This is a genomic window from Citrobacter sp. Cpo061 (assembly GCF_030332845.1).
GTDB classification, from domain to species: Bacteria; Pseudomonadota; Gammaproteobacteria; order Enterobacterales; family Enterobacteriaceae; genus Citrobacter; species Citrobacter portucalensis.
In genome coordinates this window covers 461,885-484,999 of sequence record NZ_JAOWHB010000034.1, presented here as the reverse complement: position 1 = coordinate 484,999, position 23,115 = coordinate 461,885, and the positions used below count along the sequence as shown (strand labels likewise).

Below are 23,115 nucleotides of genomic sequence, written 5' to 3'. Positions count from 1 at the left end.
GCGGGAATAGCTCAGTTGGTAGAGCACGACCTTGCCAAGGTCGGGGTCGCGAGTTCGAGTCTCGTTTCCCGCTCCAAATTCTTACCCCAATAAAAATATCCACAACGAATAATCGCGTTGGGGACGTTTTGTTTCGTCATTGACATACTCTTGTAAACAGACTTATCCACAGGTTCGGGTATTATTCCTGGAATGCAGAAAACTTCGCCGGGTGAATAGTATCATTTTAACTATTTGAAATTATTAATTTAATTATCATTTCAAATTGTTAATACGATCACTTGACGATTTTTTCCCTCTTGAATATCAATGTGTTTTTATTTTTATACACAAGCTGTGGATGACTTAAGCGTCGCGCGGCAGACCCTTCTCAATGACCCTGACCAAACGTTGTTTCTGCGGTAGCTGCACCTCAACTACGCAGGCATTTCGCTTCTCGATTTGCCGAGCAACTGCCCACTCTATGTGTTCGTCGAGAAGTGGGTGCTCACCTCTGCGACTTTCCAGTGCGCGAAGAATGGCTTCATTCCAGGGGGCATTACCCAACGCAACGGCGATATTTCGCAGCCAGCGCAGGTGGCCAATACGACGAATGGCAGACCCCTCCGTGACTTTTAAAAACCACGCTTCGCTCCAGCTAAACAGCTCTATTAACTCCGGAGCATGAAGCTGCTTGCGCGGGTTGAAGTCATCCTCTGCCGTCAACTGTGAATAGCGGTTCCACGGGCAAATAAGCTGGCAATCATCGCAGCCATAAATTCGATTCCCCATCAAGGGACGAAATTCTTCCGGGATCGCGCCTTCCAGTTCGATAGTGAGATAAGAGATACAGCGGCGCGCATCCACCGTGTAGGGTTCAACAATGGCCCCAGTGGGACAGATGGTCATGCAGGCAACGCATTTCCCGCATCCTTCTTCTGCTGGTTGGTCGACCGGTAGGGGTAAGTCGATCAGTAATTCCCCGAGGAAGAAAAATGAACCGGCTTCGCGATTGAGGATAAGTGAGTGCTTACCTGTCCAGCCAAGCCCGGCTTTTTCCGCTAACGGACGCTCAAGAATGGGCGCAGAATCGACAAAAGGTCTAAAATTCAGCGAAACGCAGTGCTGTTGAATCATCTCTCCCAGCTTTTTTAAGCGGTTACGTAGCAGCTTATGGTAGTCGCGCCCCAGCGCGTAACGGCTGACGTAACCCAGAGAAGGATTCTTCAATGTGCTGGCGAAGGCCGCATTGGCAGGAAGATAGTTCATACGTACGCTGATGACACGTAGCGTACCGGGCAATAATTCGTGAGGTCGGGCGCGCATCATGCCGTGACGGGCCATCCAGTCCATCTCGCCGTGGTATTGTTTATCCAGCCAGGCCTGCAGTTTGGGTTCCGCTTCGCTGAGGTCGGTATCGGCAATCCCGACCTGCTGAAAGCCAAGCTCCAGCCCCCACTGCTTAATATTTTGCGCTAACTGATTGAGATCGAGGGGCTCTGACATGACGGACCATACAATGAAGAAAAACCCCGCAAGTATACCACACTCCATCTGGCACGCCGATGACATCAGGCGGATGGAGCGAGAGGCGGCAGACAGTTCAGGGCTGACGCTGTACGAACTGATGCAACGGGCGGGAGAGGCGGCGTTTCAGGTCACTCATGAGGCTTATCCGAACGCCCGGCACTGGCTGGTGCTATGTGGTCATGGCAACAACGGCGGTGATGGTTACGTAGTGGCAAGACTTGCCAAAGCGCTGGGTCTTGAAGTTACGTTGCTGGCGCAGGAAAGTGACAAACCGCTCCCCGAGGAGGCGCAGCAGGCGCGTGATGCCTGGCTTAACGCTGGTGGCGTCATTCACGCGGCGGATATCAATTGGCCAAATAACGTGGACGTCATTATTGATGCGCTGTCAGGCACTGGCTTAAAACATGCGCCGCGTGAGTCTCTCTCGGTATTGATTGAACGTGCCAATTCTCACCCAGCCCCCACCGTGGCGATAGATATTCCCTCCGGCCTGCTAGCGCAGACGGGAGCGACGCCGGGCGCGGTCATCAACGCAGCGCATACCATTACCTTTATTGCACTCAAGCCGGGCCTGCTCACCGGTAAAGCGCGCGATGTCACCGGGCGTCTGCATGTTAACGCACTTGGGCTGGACGACTGGCTGGCGGGACAGAATGCGCCAATTCAACGTTTTGATGTTCAACAGCTTGCGCACTGGCTAACGCCGCGTCGACCCACCTCGCACAAGGGTTCCCACGGTCGACTGGTGATTATCGGCGGTGACCACGGTACGGCAGGCGCAATACGCATGGCCGGGGAAGCCGCGCTGCGAGCAGGTGCCGGGCTGGTCAAAGTGCTGACGCGCATTGAAAACATTGCGCCTATTTTGACAGCCAGACCGGAACTGATGGTCGATGCGCTGACGCCGCAGACGCTGGAAGAGAGCCTGGCGTGGGCGGATGTAGTGGTGATAGGCCCCGGGCTTGGTCAGCAGGAGTGGGGCAAAAAAGCGCTGCAAAAAGTGGAGAATTTTCGCAAACCGATGCTCTGGGATGCGGATGCGCTGAACCTGCTGGCAATCAACCCCGATAAACGTCACAATCGCGTGATCACGCCGCATCCAGGTGAAGCCGCGCGACTGCTGGGTTGTTCCATTGCAGAAATTGAAGACGATCGCTTACTTTGTGCACAACGTCTGGTAAAACGGTACGGAGGCGTGGTGGTGCTGAAAGGCGCGGGTACGGTTGTTGCTGCTGAACAGGCGGAGTTGGGTATTATTGATACCGGCAATGCCGGGATGGCCAGTGGCGGAATGGGGGATGTGCTTTCCGGTATTATTGGCGCATTGCTCGGACAGAAGCTTACCCCGTATGATGCAGCATGTGCGGGATGTGTTGCGCACGGAGCGGCGGCGGATGTGCTGGCGGCGCGTTTTGGTACGCGCGGCATGTTGGCGACAGATCTCTTTACCACGCTACAGCGTATTGTTAACCCTGATGTGATTGACGTTTATCATGATGAATCGAGTAATTCCACTACCTGATGAGCAGGCGACTTTAGACCTGGGACTGCGGGTAGCCAAAGCCTGTGACGGCGCGACGGTTATATATTTGTACGGCGACCTGGGGGCGGGTAAAACCACCTTCAGCCGGGGATTTCTGCAGGCGTTAGGTCATAAAGGTAATGTAAAAAGCCCCACCTACACGCTGGTTGAACCCTATTCACTCGATAACTTGATGGTATATCACTTCGATTTATACCGACTTGCGGACCCAGAGGAGCTGGAATTTATGGGGATCCGCGATTATTTTGCCAATGATGCCATCTGCCTGGTGGAATGGCCGCAACAAGGTAAAGGTGTACTGCCAGACCCGGACGTCGAAATACACATTGAATACCAGGCGCAAGGTCGAGAGGCGCGTGTAAGCGCAGTCTCCTCATCAGGTGATTTATTGCTGGCGCGTTTAGCCGATTAACCTTAAGGGTGGCGGGATGATTTATCGCATCAGAAACTGGCTGATGGCAACCCTGGTCCTGCTGTGCGCGCAGGCAGGGGCCGCCAGCCTCTCCGATCTTCAGGTGTCCAATGGCGATCAACAGGCGCGGATTACGCTGAGCTTTATTGGCGATCCTGAATATGCCGTTTCGCAGGACGGGAAACGAACCGTCGCGCTGGATATTAAACAAACCGGTGTGATTCAGGGATTACCGCTGCTGTTTAGCGGCAATAATCTGGTGAAATCTATCCGTTCCGGCACGCCAATAGATGCGCAGTCTCTGCGCCTGGTGGTGGATTTAACCGAGAACGGTAAAGCCGAAGCAGTAAAACGCCAGAACGGCGGCAATTATACCGTCGTGTTTACCATCAACGCTGATGCGCCACCGCCGCCGCCTCCACCTCCCGTGGTTGCAAAGCGTGTTGAAGCGCCGATTGTTGCCCCACGTCCTGTCGAGCCAGCGCGAAATCCGTTTAAAGCAGAAAACGATCGCACTACGGCTGTGACTAACAGCAATACCTCCACGCGCCCTGCGGCGCGCGCCAGTTCCAGCAACGGCGATAAAGTGGTGATTGCCATTGATGCCGGACACGGTGGACAGGATCCTGGCGCTATTGGTCCTGGCGGCACGCGTGAGAAAAACGTCACGATTGCCGTGGCGCGCAAGCTGCGCAGTTTGCTCAATGATGATCCGATGTTTAAAGGCGTACTCACCCGTGATGGTGATTACTTTATCTCGGTGATGGGGCGTTCAGACGTCGCGCGTAAACAAAACGCCAATTTCCTGGTTTCTATTCACGCGGATGCCGCGCCAAATCGTGATGCCACAGGTGCTTCCGTTTGGGTGCTGTCAAACCGTCGGGCGAACAGTGAGATGGCCGGCTGGCTGGAACAGCACGAGAAGCAATCGGAGCTGTTGGGCGGCGCGGGCGATGTGCTGGCAAACAGCCAGTCCGATCCTTACCTCAGCCAGGCCGTACTGGATCTGCAGTTCGGTCATTCGCAGCGCGTCGGGTATGATGTGGCGACCAGCATGATCGGCCAGTTAGAACGTATTGGTTCGATGCATAAGCGTCGTCCAGAACACGCCAGTCTTGGCGTACTGCGTTCGCCTGATATCCCGTCAGTGCTGGTTGAAACTGGCTTTATCAGTAACAACAGCGAAGAACGTCTGTTGGCGAGCGATGATTACCAGCAGCAACTGGCTGAGGCGATTTACAAAGGATTGCGTAACTATTTCCAGGCGCACCCGATGCAAACCGGGCCGCAGGGCGCACCGGCGCAAACCGCCAGCGCCATATCGCCGGGTAACACGTTAACAAATTAAGGATTAGCCATGCCGATTCAGGTTCTACCGCCACAGCTGGCGAACCAGATTGCCGCAGGCGAGGTGGTAGAACGGCCTGCGTCAGTGGTGAAAGAGCTGGTGGAAAACAGCATCGATGCCGGTGCGACGCGCATTGATATCGATATTGAACGCGGCGGCGCGAAGCTTATCCGTATTCGTGACAACGGCTGCGGGATTAAAAAAGACGAGCTGGCGTTGGCGTTGGCGCGTCATGCCACCAGTAAAATAGCCTCGCTTGACGATCTTGAAGCCATCGTAAGCCTCGGATTTCGCGGCGAAGCGCTGGCCAGTATCAGCTCCGTGTCTCGTTTAACCCTGACGTCGCGTACGCAAGAACAACCCGAAGCATGGCAGGCGTATGCCGAAGGGCGTGACATGGATGTCACAGTTAAACCCGCTGCGCATCCGGTGGGAACCACGCTGGAGGTGCTGGATCTGTTCTACAACACCCCGGCGCGGCGCAAATTTATGCGCACCGAGAAAACCGAATTTAATCATATCGACGAGATTATTCGCCGCATTGCGCTGGCGCGTTTTGATGTGACGATAAATTTGTCGCACAACGGCAAAGTGGTGCGTCAGTACCGGGCAGTGGCCGCGGATGGGCAGAAAGAGCGCCGACTGGGCGCGATTTGCGGCACGCCGTTTCTGGAGCATGCGCTGGCGATCGAATGGCAGCATGGCGATTTAACATTGCGCGGCTGGGTGGCCGATCCTAACCACACAACGGCAGCACTGGCAGAAATCCAGTACTGCTACGTGAATGGTCGGATGATGCGCGACCGGCTGATCAACCATGCTATCCGCCAGGCCTGTGAAGATAAGCTGGGAGCCGATCAACAGCCCGCATTTGTGCTGTATCTGGAAATCGATCCGCATCAAGTGGATGTCAACGTACACCCAGCTAAACATGAGGTCCGTTTCCATCAATCCCGGCTGGTGCACGATTTTATTTACCAGGGCGTGTTGAGCGTCCTGCAACAGCAGCTTGAAACGCCGCTGCCGTTGGCTGATGACGACGAACCCGCCCCAAGGCACATTCCGGAAAACCGCGTTGCTGCTGGACGCAACCATTTTGCCGAGCCGGCTCCCGCGCGTGAACCTGCGACACCGCGGTACTCAGCATCCGCTGGCACTGGAAGTGGCAGTAGCGGTGGCAGTAGTGGTGGCGGTGGCCGTCAGGCGGGAGCCAGTTGGCCTCATGCTCAACCCGGATACCAAAAGCAGCAGGGCGAAATTTATCAGCAACTAATGCAGACGCCGGCTCCAACGCGTAAAACGCCGGTCTCTGAAACGCCATCGACGCCTCTGACTGGCAACAGTCAGGGCTTTGGCCGGGTGCTAACGATTGTTGGTGCAGACTGCGCGTTACTCGAGTGTGATGGCCATATTCGGTTGTTGGCATTACCGGTGGCTGAGCGTTGGTTGCGTCAGGCGCAGTTAACGCCGGGTCAGGGAGCGGTTTGTGCTCAACCGTTACTGATCCCTTTACGTCTAAAAGTGACCGCCGATGAAAAAGCAGCACTGCAAAAAGGACAGAGCCAACTGGCTGAGTTGGGCATTGAATTTCAGCTGGATGCGCAGCATGTGACCATCCGGGCGGTGCCTTTACCCTTACGCCAACAAAATTTACAAATCTTGATTCCTGAACTGATAGGCTACCTGGCGCAGCAATCCGTATTCGAGCCGGGCAATATTGCACAGTGGATCGCACGTAACCTGATGAGCGAGCATCCACAGTGGAGCATGGCACAGGCGATTACGCTGTTAGCGGATGTTGAGCGGCTCTGCCCACAACTCGTGAAGGCACCGCCGGGTGGTCTGTTACAACCTGTTGATTTACATTCGGTAATGAATGCCCTGAAACATGAGTGATACCCGTAAGGCGAGCCTGCCAAAGGCGATTTTTTTGATGGGGCCAACGGCCTCCGGTAAAACGGCATTAGCAATTGAATTGCGTAAAGTTTTGCCCATAGAGTTGATAAGCGTTGATTCCGCCCTTATTTACAAGGGGATGGATATCGGTACAGCCAAGCCTGATGCAGATGAATTACAGGCCGCACCGCACCGATTGCTGGATATCCGCGATCCATCGCAGGCGTACTCCGCTGCGGATTTTCGTCGCGATGCGTTAGCCGAGATGGCCGACATCACCGCCGCGGGCCGTATCCCGTTGCTGGTGGGCGGCACAATGTTATATTTCAAAGCTTTGCTTGAAGGACTGTCGCCGTTACCGTCGGCGGACCCGGAAGTCAGGGCCAGAATTGAGCAGCAGGCGGCAGAGCAGGGTTGGGACGCGTTACACCGACAGCTTCAGGATATCGATCCCGTGGCAGCAGCGCGTATTCATCCAAATGATCCGCAAAGACTTTCCCGGGCACTGGAAGTTTTTTTCATTTCGGGTAAAACTTTAACGGAGCTGACGCAAACGTCAGGAGATGCTTTGCCGTATCAGGTGCATCAGTTTGCAATCGCCCCGGCGAGCCGTGAACTGCTCCATCAGCGAATTGAGCAGCGTTTTCATCAGATGTTAGCTTCAGGTTTTGAAGCAGAAGTCCGGGCGCTTTTTGCCCGTGGAGATTTGCATACGGATTTGCCTTCCATTCGTTGTGTAGGGTATCGCCAGATGTGGTCATACATTGAAGGTGAAATTTCATACGATGAAATGGTTTATAGAGGTGTTTGCGCCACGAGGCAGTTGGCGAAGCGACAGGTAACCTGGTTGCGTGGTTGGGAAGGGGTGCACTGGCTTGACAGTGAAAAGCCTGACCAGGCGCGAAACGAAGTATTACAGGTTGTTGGTGCTATCGCGAACTGAATGTGTACAATTGAAACGTATCGTGCGCAATTTTTCAGAATCGAAAGGTTCAAAGTACAAATAAGCATATAAGGAAAAGAGAGAATGGCTAAGGGGCAATCTTTACAAGATCCGTTCCTGAACGCACTGCGTCGGGAACGTGTTCCAGTTTCTATTTATTTGGTGAATGGTATTAAGCTGCAAGGTCAAATCGAGTCTTTTGATCAGTTCGTGATCCTGTTGAAAAACACGGTCAGCCAGATGGTTTATAAGCACGCGATTTCTACTGTTGTCCCGTCTCGTCCGGTTTCTCATCACAGCAATAATGCCACCGGCGGCACAGGCAGCAACTACCATCACGGTAGCAACGCGCAAGGTTCATCTGCGCAACAGGACAGCGAAGAAACCGAATAAGGTTATTAGCTGTTTTACATACGGGGAGCCAGCGATCCTGTGTTCCCCGTTGATTTATATTAAGGGGTTGACGCTTGTTTGACCGTTATGATGCCGGTGAGCAGGCGGTACTGGTACACATCTATTTTTCGCAAGACAAAGATATGGAAGACCTCCAGGAGTTTGAATCTCTGGTTTCTTCCGCCGGTGTCGAAGCAATGCAGGTGATTACCGGGAGCCGTAAAGCACCGCACCCGAAGTATTTTGTTGGTGAAGGTAAGGCAATCGAAATTGCCGAAGCCGTAAAAGCGACTGGCGCTGCGGTGGTGATTTTTGATCATGCTCTAAGCCCTGCCCAGGAACGTAACCTGGAACAGTTGTGCCAGTGTCTTGTTATCGACAGGACTGGTCTCATTTTAGATATTTTTGCCCAGCGTGCGCGAACCCATGAGGGTAAGTTGCAGGTTGAGCTGGCGCAGTTGCGCCATATGGCTACGCGTCTGGTCCGTGGCTGGACTCACCTTGAACGGCAAAAGGGCGGGATTGGTTTGCGCGGTCCGGGTGAAACCCAGCTCGAAACCGACCGTCGTTTGCTGCGTAATCGCATTTTGCAGATACAGTCGCGCCTGGAAAAAGTTGAAAAGCAACGTGAGCAGGGGCGACAGTCGCGCAAGAAAGCGGATGTCCCAACCGTATCACTGGTGGGATATACCAACGCCGGAAAATCCACCCTGTTCAACCAGATCACCGAAGCCCAGGTCTACGCAGCGGATCAGCTGTTTGCGACCCTGGACCCGACGCTACGCAGAATAGACGTGGCGGACGTGGGTGAGACCGTGCTGGCGGATACCGTTGGGTTTATCCGTCATTTGCCGCACGACCTGGTGGCGGCGTTTAAGGCCACCTTGCAGGAAACACGTCAGGCGACATTGCTGCTGCACGTTATTGATGCAGCAGATTTTCGTGTGCAGGAAAACATTGAGGCCGTCGATACGGTGCTCGAAGAGATCGATGCGCATGAGATCCCGACCCTGCTGGTGATGAATAAAATCGATATGTTGGATGACTTTGAGCCGCGTATCGACAGAGATGAAGAGAATAAACCCATTCGCGTTTGGGTATCAGCGCAAACGGGGATTGGTATACCACAACTTTTTCAGGCTTTGACTGAGCGACTTTCCGGTGAGGTGGCGCAGCATACGTTGCGTTTGCCGCCGCAGGAAGGGCGTTTGAGAAGCCGGTTTTATCAACTTCAGGCAATAGAAAAAGAGTGGATGGAGGAGGACGGCAGCGTAGGTCTGCAGGTTCGTATGCCGATCGTAGACTGGCGTCGCCTCTGTAAACAAGAACCGGCACTGGAAGACTATGTTGTCTGATCTGACGGATATGGCCTGAAGATTTTTTCGCCTCTATACCTTGTGGATTTTGTGCGGCAGGAAGGCGGCAAGTCCTGAAATCTCCAGGAGCATAGTCAACTATGTGACTGGCGTTGAGGGACGCAGCCAACGCAACGGCAGCGCAAAAGACGCAGGTATAGCATCGCATAACAAATATGGAGCACAAAAATGGCGTGGAATCAGCCCGGTAATAACGGACAAGACCGCGACCCCTGGGGAAGCAGCAAACCTGGCGGCAACCCTGAGGGAAATGGAAACAAAGGTGGTCGCGAGCAGGGACCTCCCGATCTGGACGATATCTTCCGCAAACTGAGTAAAAAGCTCGGTGGTCTGGGTGGCGGTAAAGGTACTGGCTCTGGCGGCGGTAGTTCATCGCAAGGCCCGCGTCCGCAACTGGGCGGTCGAGTCTTTACTATCGCAGCGGCCGCTATCGTCATTATCTGGGCGGCCAGCGGTTTCTATACCATTAAAGAAGCGGAACGCGGCGTGGTGACACGCTTCGGTAAATTCAGCCATTTGGTTGAACCGGGTCTGAACTGGAAACCGACCTTTGTCGACGAAGTGACACCGGTCAACGTTGAAGCCGTGCGTGAACTTGCCGCATCTGGCGTCATGCTGACCTCTGACGAAAACGTCGTGCGCGTCGAAATGAACGTACAGTACCGCGTGACCGATCCGCAGCGTTACCTGTTTAGCGTAACCAGCGCGGATGACAGTCTGCGTCAGGCTACCGACAGTGCCCTGCGTGGGGTTATCGGTAAATACACCATGGACCGTATCCTGACCGAAGGTCGTACCGTTATTCGTAGCGATACCCAACGTGAACTGGAAGAAACGATCCGTCCGTACAACATGGGTATCACCCTGCTGGACGTCAACTTCCAGGCTGCACGTCCGCCGGAAGAAGTAAAAGCCGCGTTTGACGATGCTATCGCAGCACGTGAAAACGAACAGCAGTACATCCGTGAAGCGGAAGCGTACACCAACGAAGTTCAGCCGCGTGCAAACGGTCAGGCGCAGCGTATTCTGGAAGAAGCGCGTGCGTATAAGACTCAGACAATCCTGGAAGCACAGGGTGAAGTGGCTCGCTTCGCAAAAATTCTGCCGGAATATAAAGCCGCACCGCAAATTACCCGCGAGCGTCTGTATATCGAAACCATGGAAAAAGTGCTGAGCAATACCCGCAAAGTCCTGGTTAACGATAAAGGCAGCAATTTGATGGTTCTGCCGCTGGATCAAATGCTGAAAGGTGGTAGTGCGCCAGCAGCAAAGACTGACAGCAGTTCAAACCTGCTGCGTCTGCCGCCAGCAACGACTTCCAGCACTGGAGCAAGCAACACATCGTCCACCAGTCAGGGCGATATTATGGACCAACGCCGCGCGAATGCGCAGCGTAACGACTACCAGCGTCAGGGGGAATAACGATGCGTAAGTCAGTTATTGCGATTATCATCATCGTTCTGGTAGTTCTGTTCATGTCTGTCTTTGTGGTCAAAGAAGGCGAGCGCGGTATTACTCTGCGCTTTGGTAAAGTTCTGCGTGACGATGAAAACAAGCCGCTGGTCGTAGCACCTGGCCTGCACTTCAAGATTCCGTTTATTGAATCTGTGAAGATGCTGGATGCGCGTATTCAGACTATGGACAACCAGGCCGATCGCTTTGTTACCAAAGAGAAGAAAGACCTGATCGTTGACTCCTACATCAAGTGGCGCATCAGTGACTTTAGCCGTTACTACCTGGCAACGGGCGGTGGCGATGTTTCTCAGGCGGAAGTCCTGCTGAAACGTAAGTTCTCTGACCGTCTGCGTTCTGAAATTGGTCGTCTGGACGTGAAGGACATCGTTACCGATTCCCGCGGTCGTTTGACCCTGGAAGTTCGTGACGCGCTGAACTCCGGTTCTGCTGGCACGGAAGACGAAGTGGCGACTCCGGCAGCAGATAGCGCGATTGCCGAAGCGGCTGAACGTGTTCAGGCTGAAACGAACGGTAAAGTACCGGTCATCAACCCGAACAGTATGGCGGCATTGGGCATCGAAGTGGTTGACGTGCGCATTAAGCAAATCAACCTGCCTGCTGAAGTGTCCGAGGCTATCTACAACCGTATGCGCGCTGAGCGTGAAGCGGTAGCGCGTCGCCATCGTTCACAAGGCCAGGAAGAGGCGGAAAAACTGCGTGCAACGGCTGACTATGAAGTCACTAAAACGCTGGCAGAATCTGAGCGTCAGGGTCGTATTATGCGCGGTGAAGGCGATGCAGAAGCCGCTAAGCTGTTTGCCGATGCGTTCAGTCAGGATCCGGACTTCTACGCCTTCATCCGTAGCCTGCGTGCTTACGAGAAGAGCTTTGAAGGGAATCAGGACGTAATGGTCATGAGCCCGGACAGCGATTTCTTCCGCTACATGAAGACACCAAATACCGCGACACGCTAATCGCGTTCCAGCGGTTTTAAAGCAGCAAAACCACCGGCATCTCCAGGGATGCGGTGGTTTTCTTTTTATATAAGGGCGATGGATGAATTCAACAATTTTGCTGGCGCTCGCGCTGGTTTTGGTGCTGGAAGGGCTGGGTCCGATGCTTTATCCCAGCGCATGGAAGAAAATGATCTCTGCAATGGCGCAACTTCCCGAAAATATTTTGCGTCGTTTTGGTGGAGGTCTTGTGGTTGCGGGCGTTGTGGTCTACTACATGTTGAGGAAAACGATTGGCTGATCAATAAGTAGACTAATTTGCGGATTTTCGCATGCAAAAAGTGCTGTATATCTGAAAAAGCGGTGGTAGAATCCATTTTTAAGCAAACGGTGATTTTGAAAAATGGGTAACAACGTCGTCGTACTGGGCACCCAATGGGGTGACGAAGGTAAAGGGAAGATCGTCGATCTTCTGACTGAACGGGCTAAATATGTTGTGCGCTACCAGGGTGGTCACAACGCAGGCCATACTCTCGTAATCAACGGTGAAAAAACCGTCCTCCATCTTATTCCATCAGGCATTCTTCGCGAAAACGTAATCAGCATCATCGGTAACGGTGTTGTTCTGTCTCCGTCCGCGCTGATGAAAGAAATGAAAGGACTGGAAGATCGTGGTATCCCGGTTCGCGAGCGCCTGCTGCTGTCTGAAGCTTGTCCGCTGATCCTTGATTATCACGTTGCGTTGGATAACGCTCGTGAGAAAGCGCGTGGCGAGAAAGCGATCGGTACTACCGGTCGTGGTATCGGTCCGGCTTATGAAGACAAAGTAGCTCGTCGCGGTCTGCGTGTTGGCGATCTGTTTGATAAAGCAACTTTCGCTGAAAAACTGAAAGAAGTGATGGAATATCACAACTTCCAGCTGGTGAATTTCTATAAAGTTGAAGCAGTTGACTACCAGAAAGTGCTGGATGATGTGATGGCTATCGCCGACATCCTGACCTCAATGGTTGTTGATGTTTCCGATCTGCTGGACCAGGCGCGTAAGCGTGGCGATTTCGTCATGTTTGAAGGTGCGCAGGGTACGCTGCTGGATATCGACCACGGTACCTATCCGTACGTAACGTCCTCCAACACCACCGCAGGTGGCGTGGCAACCGGCTCCGGCCTGGGCCCACGTTATGTGGACTACGTTCTGGGTATCATCAAAGCTTACTCTACTCGTGTAGGTGCGGGTCCGTTCCCGACAGAGCTGTTTGATGACGTTGGCGAGTTCCTGTGCAAACAAGGTAACGAGTATGGCGCGACCACCGGTCGTCGTCGTCGTACCGGTTGGCTGGATTCCGTTGCTGTACGCCGTGCAGTACAGATTAACTCCCTGTCTGGCTTCTGCCTGACCAAACTGGACGTACTGGACGGTTTGAAAGAGGTGAAAATCTGTGTTGCTTACCGTATGCCGGATGGCCGCGAAGTAACGACTACTCCGCTGGCAGCTGACGACTGGAAAGGTATCGAGCCGATTTACGAAACCATGCCGGGTTGGTCTGAATCCACCTTCGGCGTGAAGGAACGTAGCGGTCTGCCGCAGGCAGCGCTGAACTACATCAAGCGTATTGAAGAACTGACCGGTGTGCCGATTGATATTATCTCAACTGGCCCAGACCGTACTGAAACCATGATCCTGCGCGACCCGTTCGACGCATAATTCTGGTTATAGCGTAGCGTCAAACGGCGCCGCGCTTGCACTAATTTAGGCCGGATAAGGTGCTTTGCATCAGAATCCGGCTTAAAATCACGTAAGTTCCTCGCTTTTTTCCTTCCCGAACTGAAATAAATTAGCGACCTGGCTGGTGGCTGGTTTATCATCAATGTAATTAATACTACCAGGTTTATCCGTTTTATCCCTTTTCCTGAGGTTGATGTGCAGTTAACAAGTTTCACCGATTACGGATTACGTGCGCTAATCTACATGGCGTCACTTCCCGAAGGACGTATGACCAGTATTTCTGAGGTGACAGAAGTCTACGGCGTGTCCCGTAATCATATGGTCAAAATAATCAATCAACTTAGCCGGGCGGGCTTTGTTACTGCTATTCGAGGAAAAAATGGCGGTATCCGCCTGGGTAAACCCGCTAAGGATATTGGTATTGGTGATGTAGTTCGCGAGCTGGAACCCTTATCGTTGGTCAACTGTAGCAGCGAGTTTTGCCACATTACCCCGGCCTGTCGACTCAAACAGGCGCTTTCTAAAGCAGTGCAAAGTTTTCTCACGGAACTGGACAACTACACACTTGCTGATTTGGTTGAAAAGAATCAACCGCTTTATAAATTATTGCTGGTGGAGTAACGACTCCCGCCAGCAGCGATGATGACGGAGGAACCGACATGTCACAAGATCCTTTCCAGGAACGCGAAGCAGAAAAATACGCGAATCCTATCCCGAGCCGGGAATTTATCCTCGAACATTTAACTAAACGTGAAAAGCCGGCCAACCGCGATGAGCTGGCCGCTGAACTCAATATTGAAGGTGAAGAGCAGCAAGAAGCGCTGCGTCGTCGCCTGCGCGCGATGGAGCGTGACGGACAACTGGTCTTCACCCGTCGTCAATGCTATGCGCTGCCGGAGCGTCTCGACCTGCTGAAAGGTACCGTTATTGGCCACCGTGATGGCTACGGCTTTCTGCGCGTTGAAGGCCGCAAAGATGACCTGTATCTGTCCAGCGAGCAAATGAAAACCTGCATTCATGGCGATCAGGTGCTGGCGCAGCCGTTGGGCGCGGACCGTAAAGGTCGCCGCGAAGCGCGTATTGTGCGCGTACTGGTGCCGAAAACCAGCCAGATTGTCGGCCGCTACTTCACCGACGCTGGTGTTGGATTTGTCGTCCCAGACGACAGCCGCCTGAGCTTCGATATTCTGATCCCGCCGGAAGAGGTAATGGGCGCTCGTATGGGCTTTGTGGTCGTCGTTGAACTGACCCAGCGTCCGACTCGCCGCACCAAAGCGGTGGGCAAAATTGTTGAAGTGCTGGGCGATAACATGGGAACCAGCATGGCCGTGGATATGGCCCTGCGTACTCATGAAATCCCATATATCTGGCCTCAGGCGGTTGAGAAACAGGTCGCCGGACTGAAAGAAGAAGTGCCGGAAGAGGCGAAAGTAGGACGTGTCGATCTGCGCTCCCTGCCGCTGGTGACTATCGATGGCGAAGATGCGCGCGACTTCGACGATGCGGTTTATTGCGAGAAGAAACGCGGCGGTGGTTGGCGTTTATGGGTGGCGATTGCTGACGTAAGCTATTACGTTCGCCCGCCGACTCCGCTGGACCAGGAAGCTCGTAGCCGTGGCACATCCGTTTACTTCCCGTCGCAGGTTGTTCCGATGCTGCCGGAAGTGCTGTCTAACGGATTGTGTTCACTCAACCCGCAGGTGGACCGGTTGTGTATGGTCTGTGAAATGACCATTTCGTCGAAAGGCCGCTTAACTGGCTTTAAATTCTACGAAGCGGTCATGAGCTCCCATGCGCGTCTGACCTACACCAAGGTCTGGCATATGCTGCAAGGCGACCAGGAGCTGCGTGAGCAGTACGCACCGCTGGTTAAACACATTGAAGAGCTGCATAACCTCTACAAAGTGCTGGATAAGGCCCGTGAAGAGCGTGGCGGTATCTCGTTTGAAAGTGAAGAGGCGAAGTTTATCTTCAATGCTGAACGCCGTATTGAGCGTATCGAGCAGACGCAGCGTAACGACGCGCACAAGCTGATTGAAGAGTGCATGATCATGGCGAACATCTCCGCGGCACGATTCGTTGAGAAAGCCAAAGAGCCAGCGCTGTTCCGTATTCACGATAAGCCGACGACCGAAGCGATTAACTCGTTCCGTTCCGTCCTGTCAGAGCTGGGGCTGGAGCTGCCAGGTGGCAACAAACCTGAGCCGCGTGATTACGCTGAACTGCTGGAGTCGATTGCTGACCGTCCTGACGCAGAAATGCTGCAAACCATGCTGCTGCGTTCGATGAAGCAGGCGATTTACGATCCGGAAAACCGTGGTCACTTTGGCCTGGCGCTGCAATCTTATGCACACTTTACTTCACCGATCCGTCGTTACCCGGATCTCTCCTTGCACCGGGCGATTAAGTATCTGCTGGCGCAGGAGCAGGGCCATAAGGGCAACACCACGGAAACCGGTGGCTACCATTATTCGATGGAAGAGATGCTGCAACTGGGTCAGCACTGTTCGATGGCCGAGCGCCGTGCTGATGAAGCTACGCGCGATGTCTCTGACTGGCTGAAGTGCGACTTCATGCTGGACCAGGTGGGTAATGTCTTCAAAGGCGTGATTGCCAGCGTGACCGGATTTGGTTTCTTTGTCCGTCTTGATGAACTGTTTATCGACGGTCTGGTGCATGTCTCCTCTCTGGATAACGACTACTATCGTTTCGACCAGGTTGGGCAGCGCCTGACGGGGGAATCCAGCGGCCAGATGTATCGCCTGGGCGATCGCGTGGAAGTTCGCGTGGAAGCAGTCAACATGGACGAGCGTAAGATCGACTTCAGCTTGATCTCCAGCGAACGTGCGCCGCGTAATGAAGGTAAAACCGCGCGCGAAAAAGCCAAAAAAGGCGATGCGGGTAAAAATACCGGTAAACGTCGTCAGATGGGCAAAAAGGTGAATTTCGAGCCGGACAGCGCTTTCCGCGGCGAGAAGAAAGGCAGAGCCAAACCTCAGGCGGATAAGAATGCGGCTGAGAAGAAAGGCGATAAAAAAGCGAAAAAGCCCTCGGCAAAAACGCTTAAAATTGCTGCCGCCACTAAAGCTAAACGTGCGGCGAAAAAGAAAGTCGCACAATAACAGCCATAGACTGTAAGTCGGGCAACCTTTGCGTTGCCCGGCGTTACGCATAAACTATTAACGAGTACATTCATGAGTGAAATGATTTACGGCATCCATGCGGTGCAGGCCCTGCTGGAACGTGCGCCTGAGCGCTTCCAGGACGTCTTTATTCTCAAAGGTCGTGAAGATAAACGCCTGCTGCCGCTGATCCACGCACTGGAAGCACAGGGTGTTGTCATTCAACTGGCTAACCGTCAGTTTCTGGATGAGAAAAGCGAGGGTGCGGTACATCAGGGGATTATTGCTCGCGTGAAGCCGGGCCGTCAGTATCAGGAAAACGATCTGCCGGATCTGATTGCTACGCTCGATCAGCCGTTCTTTTTGATCCTCGATGGCGTCACCGATCCGCATAACCTGGGCGCATGCCTGCGTAGCGCCGATGCCGCTGGCGTACATGCTGTAATCGTACCGAAGGATCGTTCCGCACAGTTGAATGCGACGGCGAAAAAAGTGGCCTGTGGTGCGGCAGAAAGCGTACCGCTGATCCGCGTGACCAACCTGGCGCGCACCATGCGTATGCTGCAGGAAGAGAATATCTGGATCGTCGGAACCGCAGGTGAAGCCGACCATACTCTCTATCAGAGCAAAATGACCGGTCGTCTGGCGCTAGTGATGGGCGCAGAGGGTGAAGGTATGCGCCGTCTGACCCGCGAACACTGTGACGAACTGATCAGCATCCCGATGGCAGGGAGCGTTTCGTCATTGAACGTTTCAGTTGCGACGGGCATCTGCCTGTTTGAAGCCGTCCGCCAGCGCGGCTAATTCATTCTCTATGTCTCTTAAGCCATCCCTCGGGATGGCTTTTTTGTGACCTGAATCCCAGGCACTCTCTTGTCTGGCTGACCATACTTAAAGCGACGGCCATTGACGGAGGGAGACACAATGCACTGGCAAACGCATACCGTTTTTAACCAACCTGTACCGCTCAATAACAGTAACTTATATTTGTCCGACGGCGCACTGTGCGAAGCGGTTATCCGCGAAGGCGCTGGTTGGGACAGCGATCTTCTTGCCAGTATTGGTCAGCAGCTAGGGACTGCCGAGTCGCTCGAACTGGGGCGTCTGGCCAATGCTTTTCCACCTGAACTGTTGCGCTACGACCCGCAGGGGCAGCGGCTGGATGATGTGCGTTTTCATCCTGCCTGGCATTTGCTGATGCAGGGATTGTGCGCCAACCGCGTACATAATCTGGCCTGGGAAGAAGATGCGAGGCAGGGAACATTTGTTGCCCGGGCGGCGCGTTTCATGCTGCATGCGCAGGTTGAAGCAGGTACGTTGTGTCCGGTGACCATGACTTTTGCCGCCACGCCGCTGTTACTTCAAATGTTACCCGCCCCCTTTCATGACTGGATAACGCCGCTGCTAAGCGACCGTTATGACTCGCATTTGCTGCCCGGTGGGCAAAAGCGTGGGCTGCTTATCGGTATGGGCATGACCGAGAAGCAGGGTGGTTCAGATGTGCTGAGCAATACCACTCAGGCAGAACGTCTTGCTGACGGCTCGTATCGGCTGGTGGGACATAAGTGGTTTTTCTCCGTGCCGCAAAGCGATGCCCATTTAGTGCTGGCCCAGGCTAAGGGGGGATTATCCTGCTTTTTTGTGCCGCGATTTTTACCTGACGGGCAGCGTAATGCTATCCGTCTTGAGAGATTGAAAGATAAGTTAGGCAACCGCTCCAACGCCAGCTGCGAGGTTGAATTCCACGATGCGATTGGCTGGCTATTGGGTGAAGAAGGGGAAGGTATACGCCATATCCTGAAAATGGGGGGGATGACGCGTTTTGACTGTGCGCTCGGTAGTCACGGTATGATGCGGCGTGCTTTTTCCGTCGCGATTTACCATGCGCACCAGCGGCAGGTCTTTGGCAAGCCATTGATTGAACAGCCGATGATGCGTCAAGTGTTAGGTCGGATGGCGCTCCAACTGGAAGGTCAAACGGCGTTACTGTTTCGACTGGCGCGGGCCTGGGACCGCCGTGCTGATGCTAAAGAAGTGCTGTGGGCCAGGTTGTTCACGCCAGCAGCGAAATTCTCCGTTTGCAAAAGCGGTATGCCATTTGTGGCAGAGGCGATGGAAGTGCTGGGTGGGATTGGCTATTGCGAGGAGAGCGAGCTGCCGCGTTTGTATCGTGAAATGCCGGTAAACAGTATCTGGGAAGGCTCTGGCAACATTATGTGCCTTGATGTATTGCGGGTACTGACCAAACAACCCGGCATATACGAGATGCTCAGTGAAGCCTTTGCGGAAGTCAAAGGGCAAGACCGACATTACGATCGAATGGTACGTCAGCTCCAGCAGCGTTTACGTAAACCCAGCGAGGCATTGGGGCGGGAGATTACGCAGCAGCTTTTCCAGCTTGGTTGCGGAGCGCAGATGTTGCGCTATGCCTCTCCACCAGTGGCGCAGGCCTGGTGCCAAATGATGCTTGATACGCGGGGGGGACTACGATTGTCTGAGCAGGTGCTGAATGATTTGCTTCTGCGGGCAACGGGGGGATTACGGTAATAATATGCCTGATGGCGACGCTTTCGCGTCTTATCATGTCTACAGTTCACTGTAGCTCAGATAAGTTTACGCCATCCGGCAATGTGTTAAGCATAGAGTATGGCCTGTACGCGCCAGTTGTCGGGCTGCTGATCTTCGTACATTTGAATGATCCGATACCATGAGGCACCTTGTTCATCCGCTTTTAACGCGACAACACGTTCTACATCCTGCGGATTTCCTGCAATGTTACTGACAGATATCTGGCCAATTTCGTTCAGGCCAGTAACACAGTCAGCACTGGCGAATTCGGCAGACTGCGCCGTAGTACCTACCAGTCCGGCAGAAAGCAGCAGTGAGGATAAGGCAAGTGATTGTTTCATCGTCAGCTCCATTATTCGTACCCCTACACACGGCAGGGCATTCCATCGCGATAATAAACCTCAAGCTTCCTGCTGTTGGTTTATTGTGCACAGGTAAACGCATAGGGGCGCAAAGCAATGTAAAACTGACTAAATTTCAACCCAATGTTATTTACGATACAAAATAGCCTGTGAATACCATTGGCCTGTCACGATAGTTTCATCCACTAATAAAACCACGTAGTAATCAGCTTTAGCCGCGGCGGCTTTGGCACGGATCTCTGCCAGCGCATCATCCGGAGAGCCTCTTACCAGCGCGCTAACCGTCCCTAATCGCTGTAACCCATTACTCTGGTCACGGCGGATTTCCTGCGGGTGGTCGGCAACGGGCGGTGCGGGTTGTGGCGTTCCCTGTAGCACGCTACAGGCGCTTAAAAACATAACCAACAACAAAGAGGCAAACCGACGCATAACTCTATCTCGTTTCCTGATAGCCATAGTGTAGTGCCTTATTAATTTCCCTTTAGGGGAATGTTCCCGAATTGTTATCTCTCACGCGATTTTCGAATGAAAATGTTGCGAAAGCGTAACCCAGTTCTCAACATTATGAATCATTGCCGAACACATTCGCTTGCGTTAAGTATTGCTGCATGGCATACCAGAAAGAAAGAGGCGACAAATGATCGAAATTGAAACACGACAGTTGGCGGGTATCCCTGTCCTGCACGCCGTTCCGGCTGGCAAACGCGAATGTTCACTCCCTTGTATTATCTTCTATCACGGGTTTACCTCTTCAAGCCTGGTTTACAGCTATTTTGCCGTTGCGCTGGCTCAGGCCGGGTTCCGCGTCGTCATGCCAGATGCGCCCGACCATGGCGCTCGCTTCAAAAGCGATGCCCAGGTGCGAATGCACCGCTTCTGGCATATTTTGCAGCAAAATATGCAGGAGTTTACGACGTTACGTGCGGCGCTGGTGGCGGAAAATTGGCTTTCAGATGAGCGGCTTGCCGTCGGTGGGGCGTCGATGGGGGGAATGACAGCATTGGGCATAATGGCGCGCCATCCTGAGGTTAAATGTGTAGCCAGCCTGATGGGTTCTGGCTATTTTACCCGGCTTGCGCAGACGCTGTTTCCCCCTTTACTGGTTCAGACCCCAGAGCAGCAGGCGGAATTTGATGCTGTTATCGCCCCGCTTGCCGAATGGGATGTTACGCATCAGTTACCACGCCTCGCTGACAGGCCGTTGCTGCTGTGGCATGGACAGGATGATGATGTTGTACCGGCTGTTGAAACTTTCCGCTTACAGCAAGCGCTGATTCAGGCAGGTTTGGACAACAATCTGACCTGCCTGTGGGAAGCGGGCGTACGACATCGCATCACGCCAGAAGCGCTGGCTGCGACGGTGACGTTTTTCCGCCAGCACCTTTAAACGCGCATAATGCTCACGCCCTGAGCTTCGAGCTGTTGCAGGATCTCAGGGTTTGCATTTTTGCCAGTAATCAGCATGTCGATTTGGTCAGCGCGACTGAACAGCATCCCCGCGCGTTCACCGACCTTACTGCTATCGACCAACACCACCAGTTTGCCCACCACGTTAAGCATCTTCTGCTCCGCCATCGCGGTGAGCATATCGGTTTTATACAGTCCATCTGCGGTCAACCCTTTGCCACTGGTGAACATCCAGTGCCCGGCATACAGGCTATTTTCACTGCCTTGCGGGCTAAGCGTGATGGATTGGCTTTTGTTATATTGCCCTCCCATGATGATCACGCTGTCATGCTCCTGGTCGATCAGATAGTTTGCCAGCGGCAGATAATTAGTGATGATCTGCACCGGCTTGCCGCACATTTCGCGACCCAGCAGAAAGGCGGTCGATCCGCAGTTGATCACCACGCTTTCACCCGCATTCACAAGCTGGGATGCCGCCTTGGCAATACGAACTTTTTCATCGTGGTTCTGTGCCTGGTGCAGATTCATTGGCGTCCAGCGCGGTCGCTGCTGGGTAATGGCTTCTGCGCCGTTGCGGACTTTCTTGAGTTTGCCGCTTTCGTCGAGTTTGTTGATGTCCCGGCGTGCAGTAGCGGGTGAAATCCCCAGACGCTCAATCACGTTCTCAACGGTAACAAAGCCCAACTGCGCCAGCATATCCAGCAATATTTGATGTCTTTGTGCTTCAGTCATGAGCTATTCCGATACAAATTGATTTGAAAAGATGATATTTGAAATAGCCTGGAAATACTAAAGTAAATGGGAAAAAATGCCGGGATGGCCCGGCATTTTGTGTGGATCACAAGAACGATTTAAACGGTAAATCCGGTTCAATCGTGAAGCAGTCGTCAAAGCCGCGCGGATAGTGATATTCAAAGTTATCTTTGTCCAGCGGCCAGGTGAACTTGCCACCCACCTGCCAGATAAAAGGCTTAAAGTCATACTTCAGCCGATCTTTTTTCATCTCCCAAAGCACGCGGATCTCCTGAGGATCGGCCTGGAAGTTTGACCAGATATCGTGATGGAAAGGGATCACCACTTTTGTATTCAGGGCCTCCGCCATACGCAGCATGTCGGAACTGGTCATTTTGTCCGTAATTCCCCGTGGGTTCTCGCCGTAGGATCCGAGCGCGACGTCGATCTGGTGCTCATTGCCATGCTTTGCATAGTAGTTGGAGTAGTGTGAATCACCGCTGTGATAAAGCGTACCGCCCGGCGTTTTGAACAGATAGTTTACGGCGCGGGCATCCATACCATCCGGCAGCACACCTGCCGCTTTTTGATCGACAGGAAGCGTGATCAATGCCGTACGATCAAACGCATCAAGCGCGTGAATTTCAATATCTTTCACTTTCACCACATCGCCAGGTTTTACCACGATGCAGCGCTCTTTTGGTACACCCCAACCGATCCACAGATCCACACAAGTCTGCGGTCCAATAAACGGCACGTCGTCGGCACAGTTCTGCATGACGGCTGCCGCAACATTTACGTCGATGTGATCGTTATGATCGTGCGTGGCCAGCACCGCATCGATCTGACGAATGGCAAACGGATCAAGAACAAACGGTGTGGTGCGCAGGTTTGGCTGCAGTTTCTTCACGCCCGCCATGCGTTGCATCTGGTGACCGGTTTTCATCAGCGGGTTACCGTGACTCTGTTTACCCGTACCGCACCAGAAATCGACGCAGACGTTAGTTCCGCCTTCAGACTTTAGCCAAATTCCGGTACAGCCAAGCCACCACATAGCGAAAGTGCCAGGTGCGACCTGTTCCTGCTCGATCTCTTCATTGAGCCAGCTTCCCCACTCCGGGAATGTGCTCAGAATCCATGATTCACGCGTGATGCTTTTTACTTTACTCATCGCAATTACCTTCATGTTTGTTCAAGTTGAATCAAATGATGATTTGTTTTGATTGATACTGACATCATTTTCTCAAGAAGGCAATGCGCTGATTTTTGGTGTTGAATGGGAAAATGTGAACAAATTACAACGTGACAAGATGGTTTATATGAAATGTATTTTTGTATTCTATTGTTTTAAATGAATTTATTTTGACGTGTAT

Annotated in this window: 21 protein-coding genes and 1 tRNA gene; 17 read left to right on the top strand and 5 right to left on the bottom strand. The window is 53.2% G+C overall.

The window, feature by feature from the left end:
* A tRNA-Gly gene (locus tag OGX97_RS05860) sits at positions 1–76 on the top strand.
* A gap of 269 nt (positions 77–345) precedes the next feature.
* Here OGX97_RS05860 and queG read toward each other — a convergent pair.
* The gene (queG, locus tag OGX97_RS05855) at positions 346–1,485 is read right to left on the bottom strand and encodes a tRNA epoxyqueuosine(34) reductase QueG (protein WP_235125724.1); all 1,140 of its coding nucleotides are present in this window, start codon (positions 1,483–1,485) and stop codon (positions 346–348) included.
* Here queG and nnr point away from each other — a divergent pair.
* From nnr to OGX97_RS05780, 15 genes are all read left to right on the top strand, one after another.
* Positions 1,484–3,031 carry a bifunctional ADP-dependent NAD(P)H-hydrate dehydratase/NAD(P)H-hydrate epimerase gene (gene nnr / locus OGX97_RS05850; protein ID WP_235125722.1) on the top strand — a complete coding sequence of 516 codons (1,548 nt, stop codon included), beginning with the start codon at positions 1,484–1,486 and terminating at the stop codon, positions 3,029–3,031. The two genes, queG and nnr, sit on opposite strands and share 2 nt — an antisense overlap.
* Positions 3,003–3,464: a tRNA (adenosine(37)-N6)-threonylcarbamoyltransferase complex ATPase subunit type 1 TsaE gene (gene tsaE / locus OGX97_RS05845; RefSeq protein ID WP_008786002.1), complete on the top strand. Its 462-nt coding sequence runs from the start codon at positions 3,003–3,005 to the stop codon at positions 3,462–3,464. The genes nnr and tsaE overlap by 29 nt, the downstream gene beginning before the upstream one ends.
* 16 nt (positions 3,465–3,480) lie before the next feature.
* Positions 3,481–4,812 (top strand): N-acetylmuramoyl-L-alanine amidase AmiB, encoded by a 1,332-nt coding sequence (amiB, locus tag OGX97_RS05840; protein ID WP_279850975.1) that lies wholly within the window; start codon positions 3,481–3,483, stop codon positions 4,810–4,812.
* Between the two features lie 9 nt (positions 4,813–4,821).
* Positions 4,822–6,708: a DNA mismatch repair endonuclease MutL gene (mutL, locus tag OGX97_RS05835; protein WP_079934476.1), complete on the top strand. Its 1,887-nt coding sequence runs from the start codon at positions 4,822–4,824 to the stop codon at positions 6,706–6,708.
* Positions 6,701–7,651, top strand: coding sequence for a tRNA (adenosine(37)-N6)-dimethylallyltransferase MiaA (miaA, locus tag OGX97_RS05830; RefSeq protein WP_003839486.1), 951 nt, complete (start codon positions 6,701–6,703; stop codon positions 7,649–7,651). The genes mutL and miaA overlap by 8 nt, the downstream gene beginning before the upstream one ends.
* Before the next feature lie 84 nt (positions 7,652–7,735).
* Positions 7,736–8,044 carry an RNA chaperone Hfq gene (gene hfq, locus OGX97_RS05825; protein ID WP_003025584.1) on the top strand — a complete coding sequence of 103 codons (309 nt, stop codon included), beginning with the start codon at positions 7,736–7,738 and terminating at the stop codon, positions 8,042–8,044.
* A gap of 74 nt (positions 8,045–8,118) precedes the next feature.
* A complete protein-coding gene (gene hflX / locus OGX97_RS05820; protein ID WP_003830495.1) occupies positions 8,119–9,399 on the top strand; it encodes a ribosome rescue GTPase HflX in 1,281 nt (426 codons plus the stop codon).
* A gap of 189 nt (positions 9,400–9,588) precedes the next feature.
* The gene (gene hflK / locus OGX97_RS05815; protein ID WP_008786005.1) at positions 9,589–10,842 is read left to right on the top strand and encodes an FtsH protease activity modulator HflK; all 1,254 of its coding nucleotides are present in this window, start codon (positions 9,589–9,591) and stop codon (positions 10,840–10,842) included.
* Between the two features lie 2 nt (positions 10,843–10,844).
* Positions 10,845–11,849: a protease modulator HflC gene (gene hflC / locus OGX97_RS05810; protein ID WP_003830491.1), complete on the top strand. Its 1,005-nt coding sequence runs from the start codon at positions 10,845–10,847 to the stop codon at positions 11,847–11,849.
* A gap of 82 nt (positions 11,850–11,931) precedes the next feature.
* Complete coding sequence (locus OGX97_RS05805) at positions 11,932–12,129, top strand: DUF2065 domain-containing protein (RefSeq protein ID WP_003025602.1); 198 nt, start codon at positions 11,932–11,934, stop codon at positions 12,127–12,129.
* 102 nt (positions 12,130–12,231) lie between these two features.
* Entirely contained in the window at positions 12,232–13,530 is a 1,299-nt protein-coding gene (gene purA / locus OGX97_RS05800) for an adenylosuccinate synthase (RefSeq protein ID WP_003025606.1), read from the top strand.
* 216 nt (positions 13,531–13,746) lie between these two features.
* Positions 13,747–14,172: a nitric oxide-sensing transcriptional repressor NsrR gene (nsrR, locus tag OGX97_RS05795; RefSeq protein WP_003830485.1), complete on the top strand. Its 426-nt coding sequence runs from the start codon at positions 13,747–13,749 to the stop codon at positions 14,170–14,172.
* A 38-nt stretch (positions 14,173–14,210) separates the two neighbouring features.
* The gene (rnr, locus tag OGX97_RS05790; protein WP_008786007.1) at positions 14,211–16,673 is read left to right on the top strand and encodes a ribonuclease R; all 2,463 of its coding nucleotides are present in this window, start codon (positions 14,211–14,213) and stop codon (positions 16,671–16,673) included.
* Positions 16,674–16,745: 72 nt separating this feature from the next.
* Entirely contained in the window at positions 16,746–17,477 is a 732-nt protein-coding gene (gene rlmB / locus OGX97_RS05785) for a 23S rRNA (guanosine(2251)-2'-O)-methyltransferase RlmB (protein ID WP_003830482.1), read from the top strand.
* Between the two features lie 120 nt (positions 17,478–17,597).
* On the top strand, positions 17,598–19,220 hold the full coding sequence (locus tag OGX97_RS05780) for an isovaleryl-CoA dehydrogenase (protein ID WP_279850976.1): 1,623 nt from the start codon (positions 17,598–17,600) through the stop codon (positions 19,218–19,220).
* Positions 19,221–19,306: 86 nt separating this feature from the next.
* On the opposite strand, the gene yjfN is transcribed toward OGX97_RS05780, so the two are convergent.
* Positions 19,307–19,582, bottom strand: a complete 276-nt coding sequence (yjfN, locus tag OGX97_RS05775) for a DUF1471 family protease activator YjfN (RefSeq protein ID WP_003830465.1) — start codon at positions 19,580–19,582, stop codon at positions 19,307–19,309.
* Between the two features lie 147 nt (positions 19,583–19,729).
* Positions 19,730–20,059, bottom strand: a complete 330-nt coding sequence (gene bsmA, locus OGX97_RS05770) for a biofilm peroxide resistance protein BsmA (RefSeq protein WP_057066585.1) — start codon at positions 20,057–20,059, stop codon at positions 19,730–19,732.
* 181 nt (positions 20,060–20,240) lie between these two features.
* On the opposite strand from bsmA, the gene yjfP reads away from it, so the two are divergent.
* Positions 20,241–20,990: an esterase gene (gene yjfP / locus OGX97_RS05765; RefSeq protein WP_048227203.1), complete on the top strand. Its 750-nt coding sequence runs from the start codon at positions 20,241–20,243 to the stop codon at positions 20,988–20,990.
* Here yjfP and ulaR read toward each other — a convergent pair.
* Positions 20,987–21,742, bottom strand: coding sequence for an HTH-type transcriptional regulator UlaR (gene ulaR, locus OGX97_RS05760; RefSeq protein WP_003025646.1), 756 nt, complete (start codon positions 21,740–21,742; stop codon positions 20,987–20,989). The genes yjfP and ulaR overlap by 4 nt on opposite strands.
* A gap of 106 nt (positions 21,743–21,848) precedes the next feature.
* Positions 21,849–22,913: an L-ascorbate 6-phosphate lactonase gene (gene ulaG, locus OGX97_RS05755; RefSeq protein ID WP_267456032.1), complete on the bottom strand. Its 1,065-nt coding sequence runs from the start codon at positions 22,911–22,913 to the stop codon at positions 21,849–21,851.
* Positions 22,914–23,115: the final 202 nt, after the last annotated feature.

Bases quoted from the DNA above. Each gene is read 5' to 3' on its own strand.
- OGX97_RS05805 (WP_003025602.1), top strand. From the start codon at position 11,932: ATGAATTCAACAATTTTGCTGGCGCTCGCGCTGGTTTTGGTGCTGGAA.
- queG (WP_235125724.1), bottom strand. From the start codon at position 1,485: ATGTCAGAGCCCCTCGATCTCAATCAGTTAGCGCAAAATATTAAGCAG.
- bsmA (WP_057066585.1), bottom strand. From the start codon at position 20,059: ATGGCTATCAGGAAACGAGATAGAGTTATGCGTCGGTTTGCCTCTTTG.
- yjfP (WP_048227203.1), top strand. From the start codon at position 20,241: ATGATCGAAATTGAAACACGACAGTTGGCGGGTATCCCTGTCCTGCAC.
- nnr (WP_235125722.1), top strand. From the start codon at position 1,484: ATGACGGACCATACAATGAAGAAAAACCCCGCAAGTATACCACACTCC.
- tsaE (WP_008786002.1), top strand. From the start codon at position 3,003: ATGATGAATCGAGTAATTCCACTACCTGATGAGCAGGCGACTTTAGAC.
- mutL (WP_079934476.1), top strand. From the start codon at position 4,822: ATGCCGATTCAGGTTCTACCGCCACAGCTGGCGAACCAGATTGCCGCA.
- miaA (WP_003839486.1), top strand. From the start codon at position 6,701: ATGAGTGATACCCGTAAGGCGAGCCTGCCAAAGGCGATTTTTTTGATG.
- amiB (WP_279850975.1), top strand. From the start codon at position 3,481: ATGATTTATCGCATCAGAAACTGGCTGATGGCAACCCTGGTCCTGCTG.
- hfq (WP_003025584.1), top strand. From the start codon at position 7,736: ATGGCTAAGGGGCAATCTTTACAAGATCCGTTCCTGAACGCACTGCGT.
- ulaG (WP_267456032.1), bottom strand. From the start codon at position 22,913: ATGAGTAAAGTAAAAAGCATCACGCGTGAATCATGGATTCTGAGCACA.
- hflC (WP_003830491.1), top strand. From the start codon at position 10,845: ATGCGTAAGTCAGTTATTGCGATTATCATCATCGTTCTGGTAGTTCTG.
- purA (WP_003025606.1), top strand. From the start codon at position 12,232: ATGGGTAACAACGTCGTCGTACTGGGCACCCAATGGGGTGACGAAGGT.
- hflK (WP_008786005.1), top strand. From the start codon at position 9,589: ATGGCGTGGAATCAGCCCGGTAATAACGGACAAGACCGCGACCCCTGG.
- rlmB (WP_003830482.1), top strand. From the start codon at position 16,746: ATGAGTGAAATGATTTACGGCATCCATGCGGTGCAGGCCCTGCTGGAA.
- yjfN (WP_003830465.1), bottom strand. From the start codon at position 19,582: ATGAAACAATCACTTGCCTTATCCTCACTGCTGCTTTCTGCCGGACTG.
- ulaR (WP_003025646.1), bottom strand. From the start codon at position 21,742: ATGACTGAAGCACAAAGACATCAAATATTGCTGGATATGCTGGCGCAG.
- rnr (WP_008786007.1), top strand. From the start codon at position 14,211: ATGTCACAAGATCCTTTCCAGGAACGCGAAGCAGAAAAATACGCGAAT.
- OGX97_RS05780 (WP_279850976.1), top strand. From the start codon at position 17,598: ATGCACTGGCAAACGCATACCGTTTTTAACCAACCTGTACCGCTCAAT.